At 58.1% G+C, this 17,752-nt stretch carries 17 protein-coding genes; 12 read left to right on the top strand and 5 right to left on the bottom strand.

All coding sequences use genetic code 11. The features are described from left to right. Positions 1 to 34 precede the first annotated feature (34 nt). On the bottom strand, positions 35 to 1,051 hold the full coding sequence (locus AC2FLB_RS17680) for a DUF418 domain-containing protein (protein ID WP_496709766.1): 1,017 nt from the start codon (positions 1,049 to 1,051) through the stop codon (positions 35 to 37). Positions 1,052 to 1,151: 100 nt separating this feature from the next. Continuing rightward, complete coding sequence (locus tag AC2FLB_RS17685) at positions 1,152 to 2,024, bottom strand: S-methyl-5'-thioadenosine phosphorylase (RefSeq protein ID WP_496709767.1); 873 nt, start codon at positions 2,022 to 2,024, stop codon at positions 1,152 to 1,154. A 302-nt stretch (positions 2,025 to 2,326) separates the two neighbouring features. Between AC2FLB_RS17685 and AC2FLB_RS17690 the strand changes: the two genes are divergently transcribed. Beyond that, the gene (locus AC2FLB_RS17690) at positions 2,327 to 3,961 is read left to right on the top strand and encodes a SulP family inorganic anion transporter (protein WP_142638018.1); all 1,635 of its coding nucleotides are present in this window, start codon (positions 2,327 to 2,329) and stop codon (positions 3,959 to 3,961) included. 31 nt (positions 3,962 to 3,992) lie between these two features. Here AC2FLB_RS17690 and AC2FLB_RS17695 read toward each other — a convergent pair whose 3' ends face one another. Together AC2FLB_RS17695 and AC2FLB_RS17700 are read right to left on the bottom strand one after the other, a co-directional pair. Then, positions 3,993 to 4,631, bottom strand: coding sequence for a CatB-related O-acetyltransferase (locus tag AC2FLB_RS17695; RefSeq protein WP_496709768.1), 639 nt, complete (start codon positions 4,629 to 4,631; stop codon positions 3,993 to 3,995). Continuing rightward, positions 4,631 to 5,236 (bottom strand): flavin reductase family protein, encoded by a 606-nt coding sequence (locus AC2FLB_RS17700; protein ID WP_496707607.1) that lies wholly within the window; start codon positions 5,234 to 5,236, stop codon positions 4,631 to 4,633. Before AC2FLB_RS17700 ends, AC2FLB_RS17695 begins: the two co-directional genes overlap by 1 nt. 71 nt (positions 5,237 to 5,307) lie before the next feature. Here AC2FLB_RS17700 and AC2FLB_RS17705 point away from each other — a divergent pair, with 71 nt between their 5' ends. From AC2FLB_RS17705 to AC2FLB_RS17725, 5 genes are all read left to right on the top strand, one after another. Then, entirely contained in the window at positions 5,308 to 5,802 is a 495-nt protein-coding gene (locus AC2FLB_RS17705) for a GNAT family N-acetyltransferase (RefSeq protein ID WP_496709769.1), read from the top strand. Positions 5,803 to 5,855: 53 nt separating this feature from the next. Then, the gene (locus AC2FLB_RS17710) at positions 5,856 to 6,614 is read left to right on the top strand and encodes an EcsC family protein (RefSeq protein WP_496703329.1); all 759 of its coding nucleotides are present in this window, start codon (positions 5,856 to 5,858) and stop codon (positions 6,612 to 6,614) included. A 96-nt stretch (positions 6,615 to 6,710) separates the two neighbouring features. Then, positions 6,711 to 7,169, top strand: a complete 459-nt coding sequence (locus AC2FLB_RS17715) for an NUDIX hydrolase (protein WP_496692878.1) — start codon at positions 6,711 to 6,713, stop codon at positions 7,167 to 7,169. Between the two features lie 70 nt (positions 7,170 to 7,239). Continuing rightward, entirely contained in the window at positions 7,240 to 7,695 is a 456-nt protein-coding gene (locus AC2FLB_RS17720) for a DUF1178 family protein (protein WP_271950473.1), read from the top strand. A 3-nt stretch (positions 7,696 to 7,698) separates the two neighbouring features. Next, entirely contained in the window at positions 7,699 to 8,337 is a 639-nt protein-coding gene (locus AC2FLB_RS17725) for an SDR family NAD(P)-dependent oxidoreductase (protein ID WP_496709770.1), read from the top strand. Here the strand turns inward: AC2FLB_RS17725 and AC2FLB_RS17730 are convergent. After that, positions 8,331 to 8,687 (bottom strand): hypothetical protein, encoded by a 357-nt coding sequence (locus tag AC2FLB_RS17730; protein WP_142638033.1) that lies wholly within the window; start codon positions 8,685 to 8,687, stop codon positions 8,331 to 8,333. The genes AC2FLB_RS17725 and AC2FLB_RS17730 overlap by 7 nt on opposite strands. A gap of 164 nt (positions 8,688 to 8,851) precedes the next feature. Here AC2FLB_RS17730 and AC2FLB_RS17735 point away from each other — a divergent pair, with 164 nt between their 5' ends. The 6 genes from AC2FLB_RS17735 to AC2FLB_RS17760 all read left to right on the top strand — a co-directional run bounded on the left by AC2FLB_RS17735 (position 8,852) and on the right by AC2FLB_RS17760 (position 17,651). Continuing rightward, positions 8,852 to 10,090: an aspartate kinase gene (locus AC2FLB_RS17735; protein ID WP_496692876.1), complete on the top strand. Its 1,239-nt coding sequence runs from the start codon at positions 8,852 to 8,854 to the stop codon at positions 10,088 to 10,090. Between the two features lie 46 nt (positions 10,091 to 10,136). Beyond that, positions 10,137 to 12,380 (top strand): phosphoenolpyruvate--protein phosphotransferase, encoded by a 2,244-nt coding sequence (ptsP, locus tag AC2FLB_RS17740; protein ID WP_496703337.1) that lies wholly within the window; start codon positions 10,137 to 10,139, stop codon positions 12,378 to 12,380. A 138-nt stretch (positions 12,381 to 12,518) separates the two neighbouring features. Continuing rightward, on the top strand, positions 12,519 to 13,964 hold the full coding sequence (gene zwf / locus AC2FLB_RS17745) for a glucose-6-phosphate dehydrogenase (RefSeq protein ID WP_496703339.1): 1,446 nt from the start codon (positions 12,519 to 12,521) through the stop codon (positions 13,962 to 13,964). Positions 13,965 to 13,966: 2 nt separating this feature from the next. After that, positions 13,967 to 15,772, top strand: coding sequence for a phosphogluconate dehydratase (gene edd / locus AC2FLB_RS17750; RefSeq protein ID WP_496692874.1), 1,806 nt, complete (start codon positions 13,967 to 13,969; stop codon positions 15,770 to 15,772). Positions 15,773 to 15,777: 5 nt separating this feature from the next. Beyond that, positions 15,778 to 16,410 (top strand): bifunctional 4-hydroxy-2-oxoglutarate aldolase/2-dehydro-3-deoxy-phosphogluconate aldolase, encoded by a 633-nt coding sequence (locus tag AC2FLB_RS17755; protein WP_142638043.1) that lies wholly within the window; start codon positions 15,778 to 15,780, stop codon positions 16,408 to 16,410. Between the two features lie 50 nt (positions 16,411 to 16,460). Then, a complete protein-coding gene (locus AC2FLB_RS17760; RefSeq protein WP_496692873.1) occupies positions 16,461 to 17,651 on the top strand; it encodes a pyridoxal-phosphate-dependent aminotransferase family protein in 1,191 nt (396 codons plus the stop codon). The last annotated feature ends 101 nt before the right edge of the window (positions 17,652 to 17,752 follow it).

A 17,752-nucleotide genomic window follows, 5' to 3' on the forward strand; every position in this document is an offset into this window, starting at 1 on the left:
TACGCGGGTATCAAGCTTTGGTGACGGGCAAACGTCAAGCCCCCGATGGGCGCGTCACACGGTGCATCAACGCCTCAAGTGGTCCGCGTCTGAAGCGCAGGAACCATAGCAGAGCAAATCCTGAGGACAGCACGCAGAAACCCAAGGCGTAGCCAACGATCTGTGGCGCGCTGAGCGATCCGTCCAGCAGGTCGGCCTCGTCCAGAATGCCCATCCCAATCACGATATGTGCGATATACAGCGTCAGGCTTTGCCGCCCAGGCGCAGTCAGCGCCATCGCGGCGCCCAGCCCTTGAATCCGCGGCCAGAGCTTTAGCAACAGGCCGATCACCACACAGGCGGTTCCAGCCCCGGCCAAAATGTAAAACGGCCCCGGAGGGATGGATTGAGTGCCCAGATAGGCGGCCAGGTCAGGATCGGTTGTCAGCTTTTGCGGAAACAGGGCCAGAACGGCTGCGCCAAATCCCCACATGATCAACCGGTGCTGAACACAGACCGTCTGTAGTTGCGATCGCCCAATCGCCATACCGATCAGCAAGAACGCTGCCCAAGGTAGAACGGGGTGCCAACCATTGAACAGCAAGTTTCGTACAAAGCCCGGTATCGTCCACAGGTCGGTATGGGTCAGGGAAACCCAGTCCCATCCCTGATCATAGTCAAAGATAAGATTGGCGAGAACAGCCAGGACAACGACACTGCATGCGCCAAGCCACAAACCAAAGATGGACGAGGACAGAAACGCCGCGCCGACAACAAAATACAATGCATAGAAATGCAGGATATCGGCCTCAAACATGGTCATATTGATCAGGCCAAGTACGAACAGAAATGCAGCCCGTCGTGACAGAATTCCAGCAGAAGGGCTGGACAGGCTAATACCGATCCCGGCCAGAATGACAAACAATGCAGCAGCACGACCTTCCAGTGCATCGACAAGCGCCGATGCCCAGTCATCTGTCGGTTTGACCTGCGCCGCGATGCGAAAGTTCACCAGCACCATGCCGCAAAATGCCAGAAAGCGTGCGGCGTCCAGGGCCTCGAGCCGTTTCATTCCTATCCTCTTCGTTCCCTGCCGCCCGTACCGAACTTAAAAGGCTGCCTTTCGGTTAAGTACTGATGCGGCCGACCGGAATAGGCGCTGATACCAATCGCTAGAGCACCCGCCCCGCGACTGCGTCCAGTTTCGTCAGCAGCGCCGGATCACGTTTTTCTGGCGCGGTCAGGATCGCGTATTCCAGCGCCCGGTCACACCCGTGCGGGCAGGGCAGGCGCTCTGCCCCCAGCAACTCTGGCAAGCCCTTGACCAGGGCCCGGCCTTTTTCGGCGTTCCCGGTCAGGGTGGCGATAATGGCGGTCAAGTCGACCTCTCCATGGTCCGGGTGCCAACTGTCATAGTCGGTGACCATCGCGATCGAAGCATAACAAAGCTCGGCCTCTCGGGCGAGTTTAGCCTCGGGCATGTTGGTCATTCCGATCACATCGCAGCCCCAATGCTCGCGGTACATTTTGGATTCCGCCAGTGTCGAGAATTGCGGCCCCTCCATCGCCAGATAGGTGCCGTCGCGATGAATGGTGATGCCGGCGGCCTTGCCAGCAGTCTCACAAGCATCTGACAAACGCGGGCAGGTTGGGTGTGCAACGCTGACATGGGCCACGCAGCCAGAGCCAAAAAAGCTCTTGTCCCGCGCAAAGGTGCGATCGATGAACTGGTCGACGACAACAAAATCTCCGGGCGCCATATGCTCGCGGAACGATCCGCAGGCCGAGATCGAGATCACATCCGTAACCCCCAGACGTTTCAGCGCGTCGATGTTGGCGCGATAGGGCACGTCCGTCGGCGAATGAATGTGGCCACGCCCGTGGCGAGGCAGGAACGCCATCTCGATGCCGTTCAGCGCGCCGGTCAGTATTTGGTCCGAAGGCTTACCCCAAGGCGTTTCAACCGAGACCCATTGCGCATTCTCCAATCCGTCGATGTCGTAAATGCCTGATCCGCCGATGACGGCAATCTTGGTCTGGGTCACTGGTTTTCTCCAATTTTGGTGCCTGTTCAGCGATTTGTGCGCTGCGCTGCATGGTTTGACAAGGGTGATCGCCCGGTGGTTCTATCACTTTTTTCGCAGGGGTTCGGGTCGTTGCTATCCGAGCTAGGCAGAGCATCAAGCCAAGGTGTGACGGCAACGAACCGACATCAATTCACCTATTCGCGAGATATGTGCTATGCGTGCTGCGCATATCAGCCTCCCGCCTGATGCGGTGGCTCAAAAACCGGTTCACAGATAGAAGTCCCATTTTCGCGCGAACCCATAAACCAACAGGACGCCCTATGCCCCGAGCTATGCTGGCAAGCTTTGCCAATCGTATCGCCAAACCTGATCTTCGTTGGGTTCCGGATGAGGGGCTGACCGTCTCGCGCCTTCGGATCGAGCTGCTGTCCGGCCTGACGGTTGCACTTGCTTTGGTCCCAGAGGCGGTGGCCTTTGCGTTTGTCGCGGGCGTGCATCCTCTGGTTGGTTTGTATGCTGCGTTCATGGTGGGGCTGATCACTGCACTGATTGGTGGCCGTCCGGGTATGATTTCGGGCGCAACTGGGGCGCTGGCCGTGGTGATGGTTGCCTTGGTGGCAGAACATGGGGTCGAATACCTCTTCGCTACAGTGGTTTTGATGGGAATACTGCAGCTGATCGCAGGGGCGATGCACTGGGGGCGTTTTATCAGGCTGGTACCACATCCAGTGATGCTGGGGTTTGTGAACGGATTGGCCATCGTGATTTTTCTGGCCCAGATGGGCCAGTTCAAAGTTCCCGGCAGCATGGAAAACACGGGCCATGGCATGAGCGGTGGCGAATGGCTTTCCGGTATTCAACTTTTTACCATGTTGGGTCTGGTCGGCCTGACTATGGCGGTGATCCTTATCGTGCCGCGCATTACACGCATTGTCCCGGCGCCTTTGGCAGGGATCATGGTCGTCGCAGCATTGGTGATTGGTTTTGGACTGGACGTCCCACGGGTGGGCGATCTTGCCTCGATCGAAGGTGGCTTGCCGCCGTTCCACATCCCGATGGTGCCGCTGAATTGGGAGACGTTTGAGATCATCCTGCCATACGCCGTCATATTGGCAGCGATTGGCCTGATCGAGTCGCTTCTGACGCTGAACCTTGTTGGCGAAATCACCGGCAAACGTGGTGGTGCCTCGCAAGAATGTATCGCCCAAGGGTTTGCCAATGTGGCCACTGGCTTTTTCGGAGGCATGGGCGGCTGTGCCATGATCGGTCAGTCCATGATCAACGTGAAATCAGGTGGTCGCACGCGCATTGCCGGTATCGCAGCGGCGCTGTTCCTGTTGGTATTCATCCTGTTCGCCTCCCCTCTGATTGAGCAGATTCCATTGGCCGCTTTGGTCGGGGTCATGTTCATGGTGGTGATCGGGACCTTCGCCTGGAATTCGTTCAAGATCATGCGCAAAGTGCCCTTGATGGACGCGTTTGTCATCGTGCTGGTGACTGTCGTGACCGTGATGGAGGACCTGGCGGTAGCGGTTGTTGTTGGTGTGATCGTCTCGGCCCTGGCTTATGCTTGGAATAACGCCAAGCGTATCCATGCAATTACCCGCGATTCACTGACGGAAAAAGGCGCAAAGGTCTACGAGATTCAAGGGCCGCTGTTCTTTGGTTCGTCCGAGGGATTTGTTGAGATATTCGACGTTTCAAACGACCCGGAAACCGTGATTGTCGATTTCGCCGAAAGCCGTGTGGTGGATCAGTCGGCATTGCAGGCCATCGAGAACATCGCTTCGAAGTATGAAGCCGCAGGAAAGCGCGTCATGCTCCGCCACCTCAGCCGTGACTGTCACAAACTGCTGAACAAGGCAGGCCATTTGATGGTCGACAGCGACGATGACCCCGATTACGCGCTGGCGGTCGATTATTCTGTTCGCACCGGCATTCTGGGTGGGCACTGATTGTGAAAGGCGGCCAAATAGGCCGCCTTTTTTAGGGGGCTAAACGCTCCAGCATATCGACGTTTCCGGACAGCAGAGCGCTTTCGGATTCGGTAATCAGATCAGTTGGCCAATCCCACCACTTCAAAGCAAGCAGCCGGTCGATTGTACCGGCCTCAAACCGATACCGTCGTACTTCTGCAGGATTGCCTGTCACGATTGCATAAGGCGGTACTGTTCCGCGCACGACGGATCCTGCACCGATAATGGCGCCATCTCCGATTTTAGCGCCAGGCATGATCAAGGCACCGTATGCGATCCAAACGTCATTTCCGATCACGGTATCGCGCCTGTCAGGTTGATATTCCAACAGCTTTTCGGGATCGAAAACGGGAAAAGGATAGCATGTCGCCCCGCTCATGGCGTGATTGGCCGATGAAGTGATGAACCGGACGCCGTGGGCGATTTGACAGAATCTACCCAAGACAAGTTTTTCGCGGGAAAACGGGAACAGATAAGGGGCAAGGCGTTGCGCCCAATCCTCTGGTGCGTCGAAATCCGACGCATAGCTATATTCACCGGCTTCTATTCTGGGGTGGTCGATAGCCTGAGACAGGAAGACCGTTCCCGGGTGGTCCGAGCCGTCAGGCAATGTGATTGGGTATCGGCGCGATGCGTCAGGTAAATGCATTAGTCATCCGGTCTTGAAAGGCTGAACAGCTCGGACGCGACCGAATAATCCCGGTAGCCAAGCCGTGCCAGTGGTTTGAAAGACGTCACATCGAATTTGCCATCCCGCATATGGTCGTCGTGCAGATGCACTCCTGTCACTTCGCCGAACACAACCCGGTTCGCCTGTCCGGGCAGGGTCACGATCTCCGTGAGCTTGCATTCCAATGCGGCTGGGGCACCTTCGACACGGGCGCAGGGAATGGTCTCGCATTCGATTGCGGTAAGGCCGGCGTGTTTGAACTCGTCGACATGTTTGGGTAGCGCGGCTGAACTGGCGTTCATTGCGTCGCGGTGGGCGTGGGCGACAACGTTCACGCAGAATACGCCTGTTGCCTCGATATTGGCGATGCTGTCCTTTCCACCGTCCTGATCGGCCTTGGTTCCGGTCGAGGCAAACATGACCTGCGGGGGTGTGTAGGCCACACCATTAAAGAACGAATAGGGCGCGAGGTTGTTGGTCCCATCCGCGCCACGGGTTGATATCCAGCCGATCGGGCGCGGGGTGATAATGGCGTTGAACGGATTGTGTGGCAGGCCGTGGCCGTCTTCTGGGCGATAGAACATAAGGTCTCCAAGCGTTTGCCCAAGGCGTAACGAAGTGCTAGGGCGAATTCCAGCTAGGAAAAGAGGGCAGGGTGCAGCAATTCGTGATCAGGCCGGAGGAGCCGGACGATTGGTGGGAAGTCGAGGCTTTGTACGATTTGTGCTTTGCGCCCGGGCGCGAAGCGCTGTCTTCGTATCGCCTGCGCGATGATGTTCCGCCAATGTCAGGCTTGTCACAAGTGGTGCGGGACGGGCAGGATATCCTGGCCGGTGCAATAAGATTCTGGCCCGTGAATGTTGGTGATCAGGACGCGCTGCTTTTGGGCCCTGTGGCCGTCCACCCGACCCATCAAGGTGAAGGACTGGGTGGATTTTTGATCCACGAAGGATTGCGGGCCGGGCGAACCAAGGGTTGGGACAGGGTCATGTTGGTCGGGGATGCACCCTATTATGCTCGGTTTGGATTCACCCGTCTGACCGGGGTCGAGATGCCCCCGCCAACCAACCCGGATCGGGTTCTGGGCGTAGACCTGATACCCGGCGGATGGGACGGAATAACTGGTCTTGTAACTCGCTGGAGCCGCTGAGCTATTGAAACCGCTGCGGTAAGTGCCGATGTTCTAGGGGCAGGAGGGTACTTATGCAGGACTTGGTTCTTGTCGGAAAACTCAATGCCGAAGCGGAACTGGACCGTTTGGCCGGATATTACCAATCCGCCGGAGGGCCGGGCGTCAAGTTGTTGAACAGTGTCGGTGGCTCGGCAGAGTCATTGCTTGAACAGCTGCCGCCATCTGTGCGCGAAGCCCTAACCGGGGCGACAGAAAAGGCGCTTTGGATTGCGATGAACGCGGCTGAAGGGTCGCGTAGGGCGGTGCCCGATCAGTTGCCATGGGTCAATACGGCCCTGACGACAGCCATGGGAGCTGCAGGCGGTATCGGTGGCGTTCCGACCGCATTGATGGAGTTACCGGCAACCACGACCATGCTGCTGCGTTCAATTCAGGGCGCTGCGGCGCGCGAAGGGTTTGACCCTTCAGAGGTTGGTGTCAAATTCGACTGTGTCCGGGTATTGTCAGCCGCTGGTCCGATGTCTTTCGATGACGGCGCGGATCTGGGTTTCTTTTCGGCGCGTCTGACCCTGACAGGCCCAGCTTTGCAAAAGCTGATATCTGCCGTTGCCCCGAAACTGGCGGTGGTTTTGGGGCAAAAACTGGCTGCGCAATCCGTGCCTGTGTTGGGCGCCATTGCCGGTGGCGGGACGAATTACGTCTATACCCGCTATTACCAACAGATTGCCCGCGTCCACTTTGGCCTCAGGCGGCTGTCGGTAGATGCCGATATCCCGCATGAGGTTCTGGTCCGCAAACTTGAGGCGCGGATGCAAGGGATTGAAAAATAACACTTCATATGGCATTCTTCAGATGCGGGCCCGCTAAATAAGCGCAAAAGCGCATCGGGCGGGCGGATAAAACGTTCCCTGGAGAGGCAGCAGGACGTGATCGAGCAAAGGCAACTCAACCTGCATCAAGCGGGCACTGTACGAGTCGTACGGCAATCGGCAGCTCTGTGCTATCGTGTCCAACGCGGCACGCCAGAGGTGTTGCTTATTACGACGCGTGGTTCCGGTCGTTGGATAATACCCAAGGGGAATTTGATCGAAGGCCTCTCACCCTCCGGGACAGCCAGTCAGGAAGCCTGGGAAGAGGCGGGTGTGACCGGTACTTGCACTCCAAATGCCTTTGGGCAGTTCCTGCATTACAAGCGGAGGTACAAGAAAGGATCAGCGGTTTATCTGGTCGATGTCTATCCGCTGGTGGTCAAATCCCTGGCCGCGCGATACCCTGAATGGCAAGAGCGCAAGCGCAGGTGGTTTTCGCTGGGACATGCCGCCTCTCGGGTTAATTCGCCCGATCTTGCATCATTGTTACGCAATGTAGAGCATTTGTATCACTGATGTCCCCCTCAGGGGCTTGCCATTGCAATAGTGGTTGGTATCTATTTGGCATCCGACATTTGGACAGAACATGATTCAATATGCGTTGAAATGTAATAGCGGTCACAGCTTTGACAGTTGGTTTCAATCAGCCGCCGCTTACGACAAACTTGCCGCCGCGGGCATGGTGACATGCGCTGTGTGCGGTGATCCGCAAGTTGAAAAAGCAATCATGACCCCGCGTGTCCGCCCCGGACGTACGGTCGAATCTCGTACCACGGTCCCGGCATCTCGGGATGAGGTCGTCAACATGGCAACGCCAAGCGTTGATGTCGAGAAAGCCCTTTCCGAGCTGCGGCGCAAAGTCGAGGACAACTCGGATTACGTTGGCAAGGATTTTGCCAAAGAGGCCCGTAAGATTCATTTGGGCGACGCGCCGGAACGTGCGATCTATGGCGAGGCCAAGCCAGAAGAAGCCAGGGCATTGATCGATGACGGCGTACCTGTTGCGCCGCTGCCTTTCGTACCTTCGCGCAAGACGAACTAGCCGATGCATGTTGTTATCACCGGTGCTGGGCGGGGGATCGGAAAGGTTCTGGCGGACAGGTATCGTGCGCAAGGATGCGACGTAACGGGCACGGCTCGGGATGGCAGCGCGGAGGTGGCGCTGGATGTAACAGACCCGAAACAACATCAAGCGATGGCGGAAAAACTGGCAATGCGCCCTGTTGATCTGCTGGTCTGCAATGCCGGTGTATATCTGGATAAATCCCAAACCATCGATGGCTACCCCGCCGAAATGTGGGCGAAGAGTTTCGCTGCCAATGTGACCGGGGTCTTTCTGACAGTTCAGGCCTTGTTGCCCAATCTGCGCGCAGCACAGGGCAAGATTGCGATTTTATCCTCGCAGATGGCCTCGCACACGCGGGCGCCTGGTGGCAGCTATATCTACCGCTCGTCCAAGGCTGCTGTTCTGAATCTGGGGCGCAATCTGGCTGTGGACCTGCGCGGCGACGGCATTTCAGTAGGCATTTACCATCCCGGCTGGGTTCAGACGGATATGGGTGGGACCGGGGCTGATATCACGGTTGATAAGGCTGTTCAGGGCCTGATCAACCGTTTCGATACTCTGTCACTTGAAAGTACTGGGTGCTTTGAAACCTATGAAGGCCAGTCGCACCCTTACTGACGGGCAAGAGCGACTTTAGGGATCTCATATACCTCACCGGGATCAACGAAAATCACCATAACATCGCCTCGGTTTTCATAGGTGATCTTAGCTGCCGAATTTGTTGAATCCGGGATGCCATCGGTGAAATAGATGTTGCGGACTTCGCCATTTCCCATCGCAACCGCAAGCGTAGAGCTGCCGTCGTCACGGCGCCGCATTTCGGCGTTGCAAGTGCGCATCGCCTCGCCTGGGCTGGTCGCACAGGGCACCTTCCCCAAGGCGTTTTGACCGTCGGTGCCGGTCAGCGAGGCGACTTGCGCCGCCGCAGGTGTGGAAAATAGGGCAAGGACAAGGGCAAGACGGTGCATTGAATACCTCGTAGTGAATTTGATGCGTCAGGCTTACACCGTCATACGCGGTTGTAAAGCGATGCTAGGCCCCGACTGATGCGGTATTGCACTCTTGCTCTTGCGGCCCCCCTCGCATAAGACGCACGGGATCTGAATTCCAAGGCGCGGAGACATCAGCCCCCATGCCCGTACTCGTGATGAAATTCGGCGGCACATCCGTCGCAAATCTGGACCGTATCCGCCGTGCTGCAAAGCGCATCGGCGTTGAGGTGGCCAAGGGTTATGACGTGATCGTCATCGTCTCGGCCATGTCGGGCAAGACCAACGAGCTGGTGGGCTGGGTCAACGAAACCTCGCCACTGTTTGATGCGCGCGAATATGACGCCGTGGTGTCTTCGGGGGAAAACGTCACCGCCGGCCTTATGGCGCTGACATTGCAAGAGATGGACATACCAGCCCGCAGTTGGCAGGGCTGGCAGGTGCCGTTGCTGACCACCAGCGCCCACAGCCAGGCCCGGATCGAGGATATCCCGACCGACAACCTGAACCAGAAATTCGGCGAGGGTATGAAAGTGGCCGTTGTGGCGGGTTTCCAGGGTCTCAGCCCCGAAGGCCGTATCACGACACTGGGCCGTGGCGGGTCGGATACCACTGCCGTGGCCTTTGCTGCTGCATTCGGGGCCGAGCGCTGCGACATCTATACCGATGTCGACGGCGTTTACACGACCGACCCGCGCATCTGCCAAAAAGCGCGTAAGCTGGATCGGATCTCATTCGAAGAAATGCTGGAACTGGCCTCGCTTGGGGCTAAGGTGCTGCAAACCCGCTCGGTTGAGCTGGCGATGCGATATAAAGTGAAATTGCGCGTTCTCTCAAGTTTTGAAGAACAATCCGACGAGGCCGGTACGCTGGTCTGCGACGAGGAGGATATCATGGAATCCAATGTTGTGGCCGGTGTGGCCTATTCTCGTGACGAGGCCAAGATGACCGTCGTTTCCGTGGCGGACCGCCCCGGTATCGCCTCGATCATCTTCACGGCGCTTAGCGACGCGGGCGTGAATGTGGATATGATCGTTCAGAACATCTCGGACGAAGGGCGCACGGATATGACCTTTTCCTGCCCCACGGATCAGGTGGCGCGCGCCGAAAAGGCGCTGTTGGCTGTGAAAGACCGAGGAGAGCTGAACTATGCCGACCTGGTCGCAGATAATGATGTCTGCAAGGTTTCTGTGGTCGGGATTGGAATGCGTTCGCAATCGGGTGTTGCGGCAAAAATGTTCAAGATACTCTCGGATGAGGGTATCAACATCAAGGTCATTACAACCTCTGAGATAAAAATTTCCGTCTTGGTGGACAGGAAATACATGGAACTTGCGGTTCAGGCACTGCATGATGCCTTTGAATTGGACAAGGCGGCCTGAGCAATTCAGCCAAGGTTCACGCCTGAAACCTTAGACTGGTTGGGCTATGGCAGACGGCACTGAAACAGAATCCCGTAAGCTGCTGGTGCGGCTGCGTGAAGAGATGGCGAGCGAAGCTGCGGGTCAGGAACGTCTTGACCGGATCACTCACCTGATCGCAGACAGTATCCGGGCCGAGGTCTGCTCGATCTATCTGTTCCGCGACGAAGAAACCCTGGAACTTTGTGCGACCGAAGGCCTGTCGCCCGAGGCTGTTCATAAGACCCGTATGCGCATGGGCGAAGGACTGGTGGGGCGCGTCGCGAAATCCGGCAAAATCGTGAATACACCCGATGCGCCGTCAGCCAAGGGCTTTCGCTATATGCCGGAAACGGGCGAGGAGCGTTTCTCGTCTTTTCTGGGTGTGCCGATTCAGCGGCTGGGTGAAAAGCTTGGCGTTCTGGTTGTTCAGTCCCGCAACGCGCGCGAATATTCTGCGGATGAAGTTTATGCGCTGGAAGTGGTTGCAATGGTTCTGGCCGAAATGGCTGAACTGGGAGCATTCGTTGGCGAGGGCGCGGCCCTGTCGCCACGCCACCAGCAACCGGTTCAGTTTACAGGCGGCCCTGCACAAGAGGGCTCGGCCGAAGGCCATGTCTGGCTGCACGAACCGCGCGTTGTTGTTACCAACCCGATTGCCGATGACCCGCACCGCGAACAGGAGCGTCTGACCGAGGCGGTCGAAGAATTGCGCGTCGGTGTCGACAAGATGCTCGAGATATCCAAGAACGGCGACAAGGAACAGCTTCAGGTTCTGGAAGCCTATCGCATGTTCGCCAACTCCAAGGGCTGGATGCGCCGAATGGAAGAGGATATTGCACTTGGGCTTAGCGCCGAAGCTGCGGTGGAAAAGGAACAATCCCAGGCGCGCGCGCGCATGAGCCAAGTCTCCGACCCCTATCTGCGCGAGCGATTGGCGGATTTGGACGATCTCAGCAACCGTCTGCTGCGCATTTTGACCGGGCAGGGGCAGACAAACAGTGCCGACCTGCCACCGGACCCAATCCTGGTTGCCCGGAATATCGGTCCAGGTGACCTGCTGGAATATGGCCGGTCCTTGAAAGGCATCGTGCTCGAAGAGGGCTCGGTCGGAAGCCATGCCACCATTGTTGCCCGTGCTTTGGCCATACCACTGGTGGTCCATGTTGGGCGCATTACGACCGAGGCCCTGAACGGAGACCATATTCTGGTTGATGGCGATCAGGGCACTGTGCAGCTCAGACCAGAAGATACCGTGGTCAGCGCGTTCCGTGATAAGGTCGCGATGCAGGCCAAGGCGCAGGAACGCTATGCCTCGATCCGCGAAACGCCAACGGTGACGCGGGATGGAGAGCGGATCAATCTGGTGATGAACGCGGGTCTGATGGCGGACCTGCCTTCGCTGAACAATTCCGGTGCCGAAGGCGTGGGCCTGTTTCGTACCGAGCTCCAGTTCCTGATCCGCAATAAGATGCCCAAGCGTTCCGAGCTTGTGACGCAATATCAGCGGGTTCTGGATGCGGCCGATAAAAAGCGCGTGGTATTTCGCACGCTGGATATCGGGTCCGACAAAGTTCTGCCCTACATGAAACATATCGAGGAGCCGAACCCGGCCTTAGGCTGGCGCGCAATTCGGGTTGGCCTGGATAAGCGCGGCGTGATGCGGATGCAGCTGCAGGCTCTGATCCGGGCCGCCAATGGTCGTCCGTTGACGGTCATGTTCCCATTCGTGGCACAAGCGGAAGAGTATTATGAAGCGCGATGGGAAGTGAATAAGACCATCGACCGCGAGAAACGTCTGGGCCATGCCCTGCCTGAAAGTATTGAAGTCGGAGCGATGTTGGAAACACCCTCGCTCGCTTTTGCACCGCAGAAGTTTTTTGACGAAGTCGATTTCATTTCGATTGGTGGCAATGATCTGAAACAGTTCTTCTTTGCTGCCGACCGTGAAAACGAGTTGGTCCGCCGCCGCTATGACTCGCTGAATGTCAGTTTCCTGACTTTTATCGAACGGATCGTAGAACGCTGCAACATCTCGGATACGCCGCTCAGCTTCTGCGGTGAAGACGCAGGACGCCCGGTCGAGGCGCTGTGTCTGGCCGCGATGGGAATCCGGACGTTGTCGATGCGCCCGGCATCGATTGGGCCGGTCAAAAGCGTATTGTTGCGGGCAGATCTGCAAGCAGTGCGCAAGATCATATCGGACGCTCGTCATCGCGGAGAGCAATCCGTGCGACCGGCTGTGATGGAATGGTTGCGCAGCCAGGGGTAGTGCGTCAAATCCACCCTTGCTTTCTTTTCTCGCTTTGCCTAAGGAAATAGTGAATGTTAGCGATAACATTTTCTATTCACCGGCGCTGTCAGCTTTAAGTGCTATTGTGGTTCAGCAGAGGATTGAAGGAGCCCGACGATGGTTTCACGCGTAATTCCCGTTAACCCGTTCGATCTGGTGCTGTTTGGCGCGACCGGTGATCTGGCGCAGCGAAAAATCCTGCCGGGTTTGTGTCATCGTTTCGAAGTCGGCCAGATGCCAGACGAAGCCCGGATTATCGGGTCTGCCCGATCCGCCATTGATAGCGACGCGTTTCGGGATCAGATACGCGCCTCGATGAAAGAGTTCGCGCCGGAATTCAAAAAAGACGTTCTGGACCGCTTTCTGTCACGCGTGGAATATGTACAGGTTGATGCCTTGGGTGATGCGGGCTGGGACAATCTGGCCAAGTCATTGCGCCCAGACGTTGTGCGAGCGTTTTACCTTTCTGTCGGCCCAAGCTTGTTCTCGGGCATTGCGAAACGGCTGAACGATCACGATCTTGCAACGCCTGACAGTCGTATCGTTGTGGAAAAGCCGTTTGGTCATGATCTGGCCTCGGCCAAGGCGCTGAACGAAGGGCTGCGCGCCTGTTTCGAAGAACATCAGATCTATAGGATCGACCACTATTTGGGCAAAGAGACCGTGCAGAACCTGATGGCCCTGCGCTTTGCCAATTCCCTGTTCGAGCCGTTGTGGAACGCAACACATGTCGACCACGTCCAGATCACCGTGGCTGAAACCGTCGGCGTCGAGGGGCGTGGGGCCTATTACGATCAGTCGGGTGCAATGCGGGATATGATCCAGAACCACTTGGTACAGCTGCTGTGCCTGACAGCGATGGAGCCGCCGTCCAAGTTCTCTCCCAACGCGGTTCGCGATGAAAAGGTCAAAGTGATCGAGGCGCTTGAGCCGGTGATGCCTGCGGATATCGCCCGCGGTCAATACCGCACGGGCGAGGGCGGTGACGGGTATCTGGACCATGTCGGCAACCCTGCAAGCCGGACAGAAAGCTATATTGCGCTAAAGGTTCATTTGGGTAACTGGCGTTGGGCTGGGGTGCCTTTTTATCTGCGCACCGGAAAACGTTTGCGTGCGCGCGAGTCGGAAATCGCCGTCTACTTCAGGGATCCTCCACACACTATCTTCCCCAATGTAGGGCCATTGCATGGAAATGTGCTGGTGATCCGTCTGCAACCGGACGAAGGGATCACCCTGCGCACCACCATCAAAGATCCCGGTCCGGGCGGATTCCGGCTGTCGGATGTGTCGCTGGATATGAGTTTTGCCGAGGCGCTGGGCGCAGATGCGCGGGCTCAGGACGCTTATGAACGGCTGGTGATGGATGTGATCCGCGGCGACCAGACCCTGTTCATGCGTGGCGACGAGGCCGAAGCCGCCTGGGCTTGGGTTGACCCTATTATTCAGGGTTGGGAAAACCGGGGCGACCGGCCATCGAAATATGATCAGGGCAGTTCCGGGCCCGAAGAAGCTCTGATGCTGATGCATCGCGACGGGCGCCGCTGGCGTCAGATCGGAGGTTAGACATGGTTAATTCAGTTATCACCGACGTCACGCAACGGATTATAGCGCGCAGCGCCGATTTGCGCGGCCCGCATCTTGAGCGGATGGAACAGGCCCGGTCCAAAGGCCCGGCGCGGGCGCATCTGTCCTGCAGCGGTCAGGCCCACGCCTATGCCGGCGCAGGCGATGACCAACAATCGATGGCCACTGGTACGGCGGGCAATCTGGGCATCGTCACCGCCTATAACGACATGCTGTCAGCCCATCAGCCGTTCGAGCGCTATCCCGGCCTGATCCGCGATGCGATCCGCACCGCAGGTGGAACCGCGCAAGTGGCAGGTGGCGTACCGGCAATGTGTGACGGCGTCACGCAGGGCGAGGCGGGGATGGAACTGTCGCTGTTCTCGCGCGATGTGATCGCATTGGCTACAGGCGTGGCGCTGAGCCACAACACTTATGACGCCGCCGTGTTTCTGGGGGTCTGCGACAAGATCGTGCCCGGCCTTGTGATCGGCGCGCAGGCGTTCGGCCATCTGCCAGCTGTATTTCTGCCCGCAGGCCCGATGACCAGCGGTTTGCCAAATGACGAAAAGGCCAAGATCCGCCAGAAATTCGCCGCCGGAGAGATCACCCGCGCCGAGCTCATGGCCGCCGAGATGGCCGCCTATCATGGCCCCGGCACCTGCACCTTTTATGGCACCGCTAATACCAACCAGATGCTGATGGAGTTCATGGGCCTGCACCTTCCGGGATCCAGCTTTGTCAATCCAAATACACCGCTGCGCGATGCGCTGACTGAAGAAGGTGCGCGCCGTGCTCTGTCGCTCAGTGCGCTGGGCAACAACTATGCGCCGGTCTGCCAGATACTTGACGAACGTGCCTTTGTGAACGGCATCGTTGGTCTGATGGCCACTGGCGGGTCGACAAACCTGCTGATCCACCTGATCGCGATGGCGCGCGCGGGCGGTATCGTGCTGGATTGGCAGGATTTTTCCGAAATCTCCGCCGTGGTGCCACTGGTCGCGCGAGTCTATCCCAACGGACTGGCCGATGTGAACCATTTCCACGCCGCGGGCGGGCTGGGCTATTGCATTGGCACGCTGCTCGAAGACGGGTTGCTGCACCCCGACACGCTGACCGTCGCGGGGCAGGGGTTGCACAATTATACCAAAGAACCCAAGCTGAAAGACGGCGACCTGACCTGGGAGGACGGCGCAGGCCAAAGCCTGAATGACAAGATATTGCGCCCCGCCAAAGACCCGTTCCAACCTACAGGAGGTCTCTCGCGGCTCAGCGGCAATCTGGGTACCGGAGTGATGAAGGTTTCGGCGGTTGCCCCCGAGCATCAGGTGGTCGAGGCCCCGGTGCGGGTGTTCCAAACTCAGGATGCGGTCAAGGCGGCGTTCAAAGCCGGAGAGTTCACGGATGACGTCATCGTCGTTGTGCGCTTTCAGGGACCCAAAGCGAATGGCATGCCCGAATTGCATTCATTGACGCCGATGCTGTCGATCCTTCAGGGCCGGGGGCAAAAGGTGGCGCTGGTGACCGATGGCCGTATGTCCGGCGCCTCCGGCAAGGTTCCCGCTGCCATTCATATTTGCCCCGAGGCTCTGGATGGCGGTGCGATCGCCTATTTGCAGGATGGCGACATTCTGCGCGTGGATGCCATAAACGGCGCGCTCGAAATCCTCACCCCAGGTGTGCTAGATCGCACTCCGGCCACGGCTGACCTTTCTGCCAACCAACATGGTGTCGGGCGCGATCTGTTCGGCGCGTTTCGCAACGCTGTCGGCACCGCGGATACCGGCGCCAGCATCTTCGGAGTGTAAGACCTATGTCCAAAACACAACGCACCCGTGAAATCTGTGCCCTTGCCCCGATTGTCCCGGTTCTTGTAATTGACGACGCCGCCAGCGCACGACCTCTGGCCGAAGCTCTGGTCGCGGGCGGTCTTCCTGCGCTCGAAGTCACCTTGCGCACCCCGGCTGCGCTCGATGCGATCCGGGCGATGGCGCAGGTTCCCGGTGGCGTCGTCGGGGCGGGTACATTGATCACGCCTGATGACGTGCGCGCCGCGAAAGAGGCTGGCGCGCAGTTTGGCGTCTCGCCCGGTGCCACTGACGCCCTGATCGCCGCATGCGAAGCCCAAGACCTGCCCCTGCTGCCCGGCGCCGCAACCGCCACCGAGGCGATGGCCCTGCTGGAAAAAGGCTATGACATGCTGAAGTTCTTCCCGGCCGAGGCCTCGGGCGGGGCGCCTGCGCTCAAGGCTATCGGCGCGCCCTTGCCGCAAATCACCTTCTGCCCAACGGGCGGTGTATCGCCTTCAAATGCCCGAGATTACCTGTCTTTGTCCAACGTGATCTGTGCGGGTGGCAGCTGGGTAGCACCCAAACAGATGGTCGCAGAAGGCAACTGGTCCGGGATCGAAACGCTTGCCCGGGATGCCGCCAAGCTGATGGATTGACGCCGAAATTGGCCACGTTAGGGTAGGGCCAATTCAAACAGGTTGATCCCATGACACATCCAATCTCCCTCGCGCGTGGGCGCGAGTATCTGGCTATTCCAGGCCCCTCGGTCATGCCTGACGCAGTGCTGCAGGCGATGCACCGACCGTCACCTAATATCTACGACGGCGAATTGATCGAGATGATGCCCGATCTGATCCGCGATCTGCGTCGCGTTGCCCGCACGGCCCATAACGTGGCCATCTACATTGCCAACGGCCATGGCACTTGGGAGGCGGCACTGTCGAACACCATCGCGCCAGGTGAGACAGTGCTTGCACCCGCATCGGGGCGGTTTACCCATGGATGGGCCGAAATGGCCGAAGGGATCGGCGCCAAGGTGGATGTGATTGATTTCGGAACCAGCACGGTCTGGGATTTCGATCGCATTGCCGAGGTGCTACGTGCTGATTCGTCGCATGATATCAAGGCTATACTTGCAGTTCACGTGGATACCTCGAGCTCAATTCGCAACAACCTCCCGGCGCTGCGCGCGTTGTTGGATGATTTGGGTCACCCGGGGCTGGTGATGGCGGACTGCATCGCCTCGCTGGGATGTGAGCAATTCGAGATGGATGCCTGGGGTGTCGACGTGACTGTTACCGCCTGTCAAAAAGGGCTGATGACCCCACCGGGCATGGGGTTTGTATTCTTCAACGACAAGGCGCAGGCAAAACGGGCAGCAATGCCGCGTGTTTCCCGGTATTGGGACTGGCAACCACGAGCCAATCCCGAGCTATTCTACCAATACTTCGATGGTACCGCACCGACCCATCATCTCTATGGGCTGCGGGCCGCGCTCGACCTGATCCACGCGGAAGGGATTGAAAATGTCTGGGCGCGCCATCAACGCCTCGCTCAGGCAATTTGGACCGCCTGCGAAATCTGGGCACAGGGCGGTGCGCTGTCGTTGAACGTAGCTGACCGCGCCGACCGAAGTCATGCGGTCACCGCGCTGCGCCTGAGTGGAGGGCTCGGAACACCATTGCGATCCTATACCGAACAATCGCTGGGCCTGACTTTGGGAATAGGCCTCGGGATGGAAGATTGGGACGGCTGTTTTCGCCTGGGCCATATGGGACACATCAATGCACAGATGGTCATGGCGATGCTTGGCGGCGTGGAAACTGCCATGGCCGCCCTTGATATTCCGCGCGGCACGGGTGCGTTAGAAGCCGCCGCCACCGCGCTTGTGACCTGAGACCAGCCCCCGATCTCAGTGCTAATCTGTATCTTCATCTGACTCAAAATACTTTCGGGGGGAATCGCGCAAACGGCGCGATGGGGGCAGACAGCCCCCCC

This window comes from Ruegeria sp. CDSA236 (genome assembly GCF_059611285.1).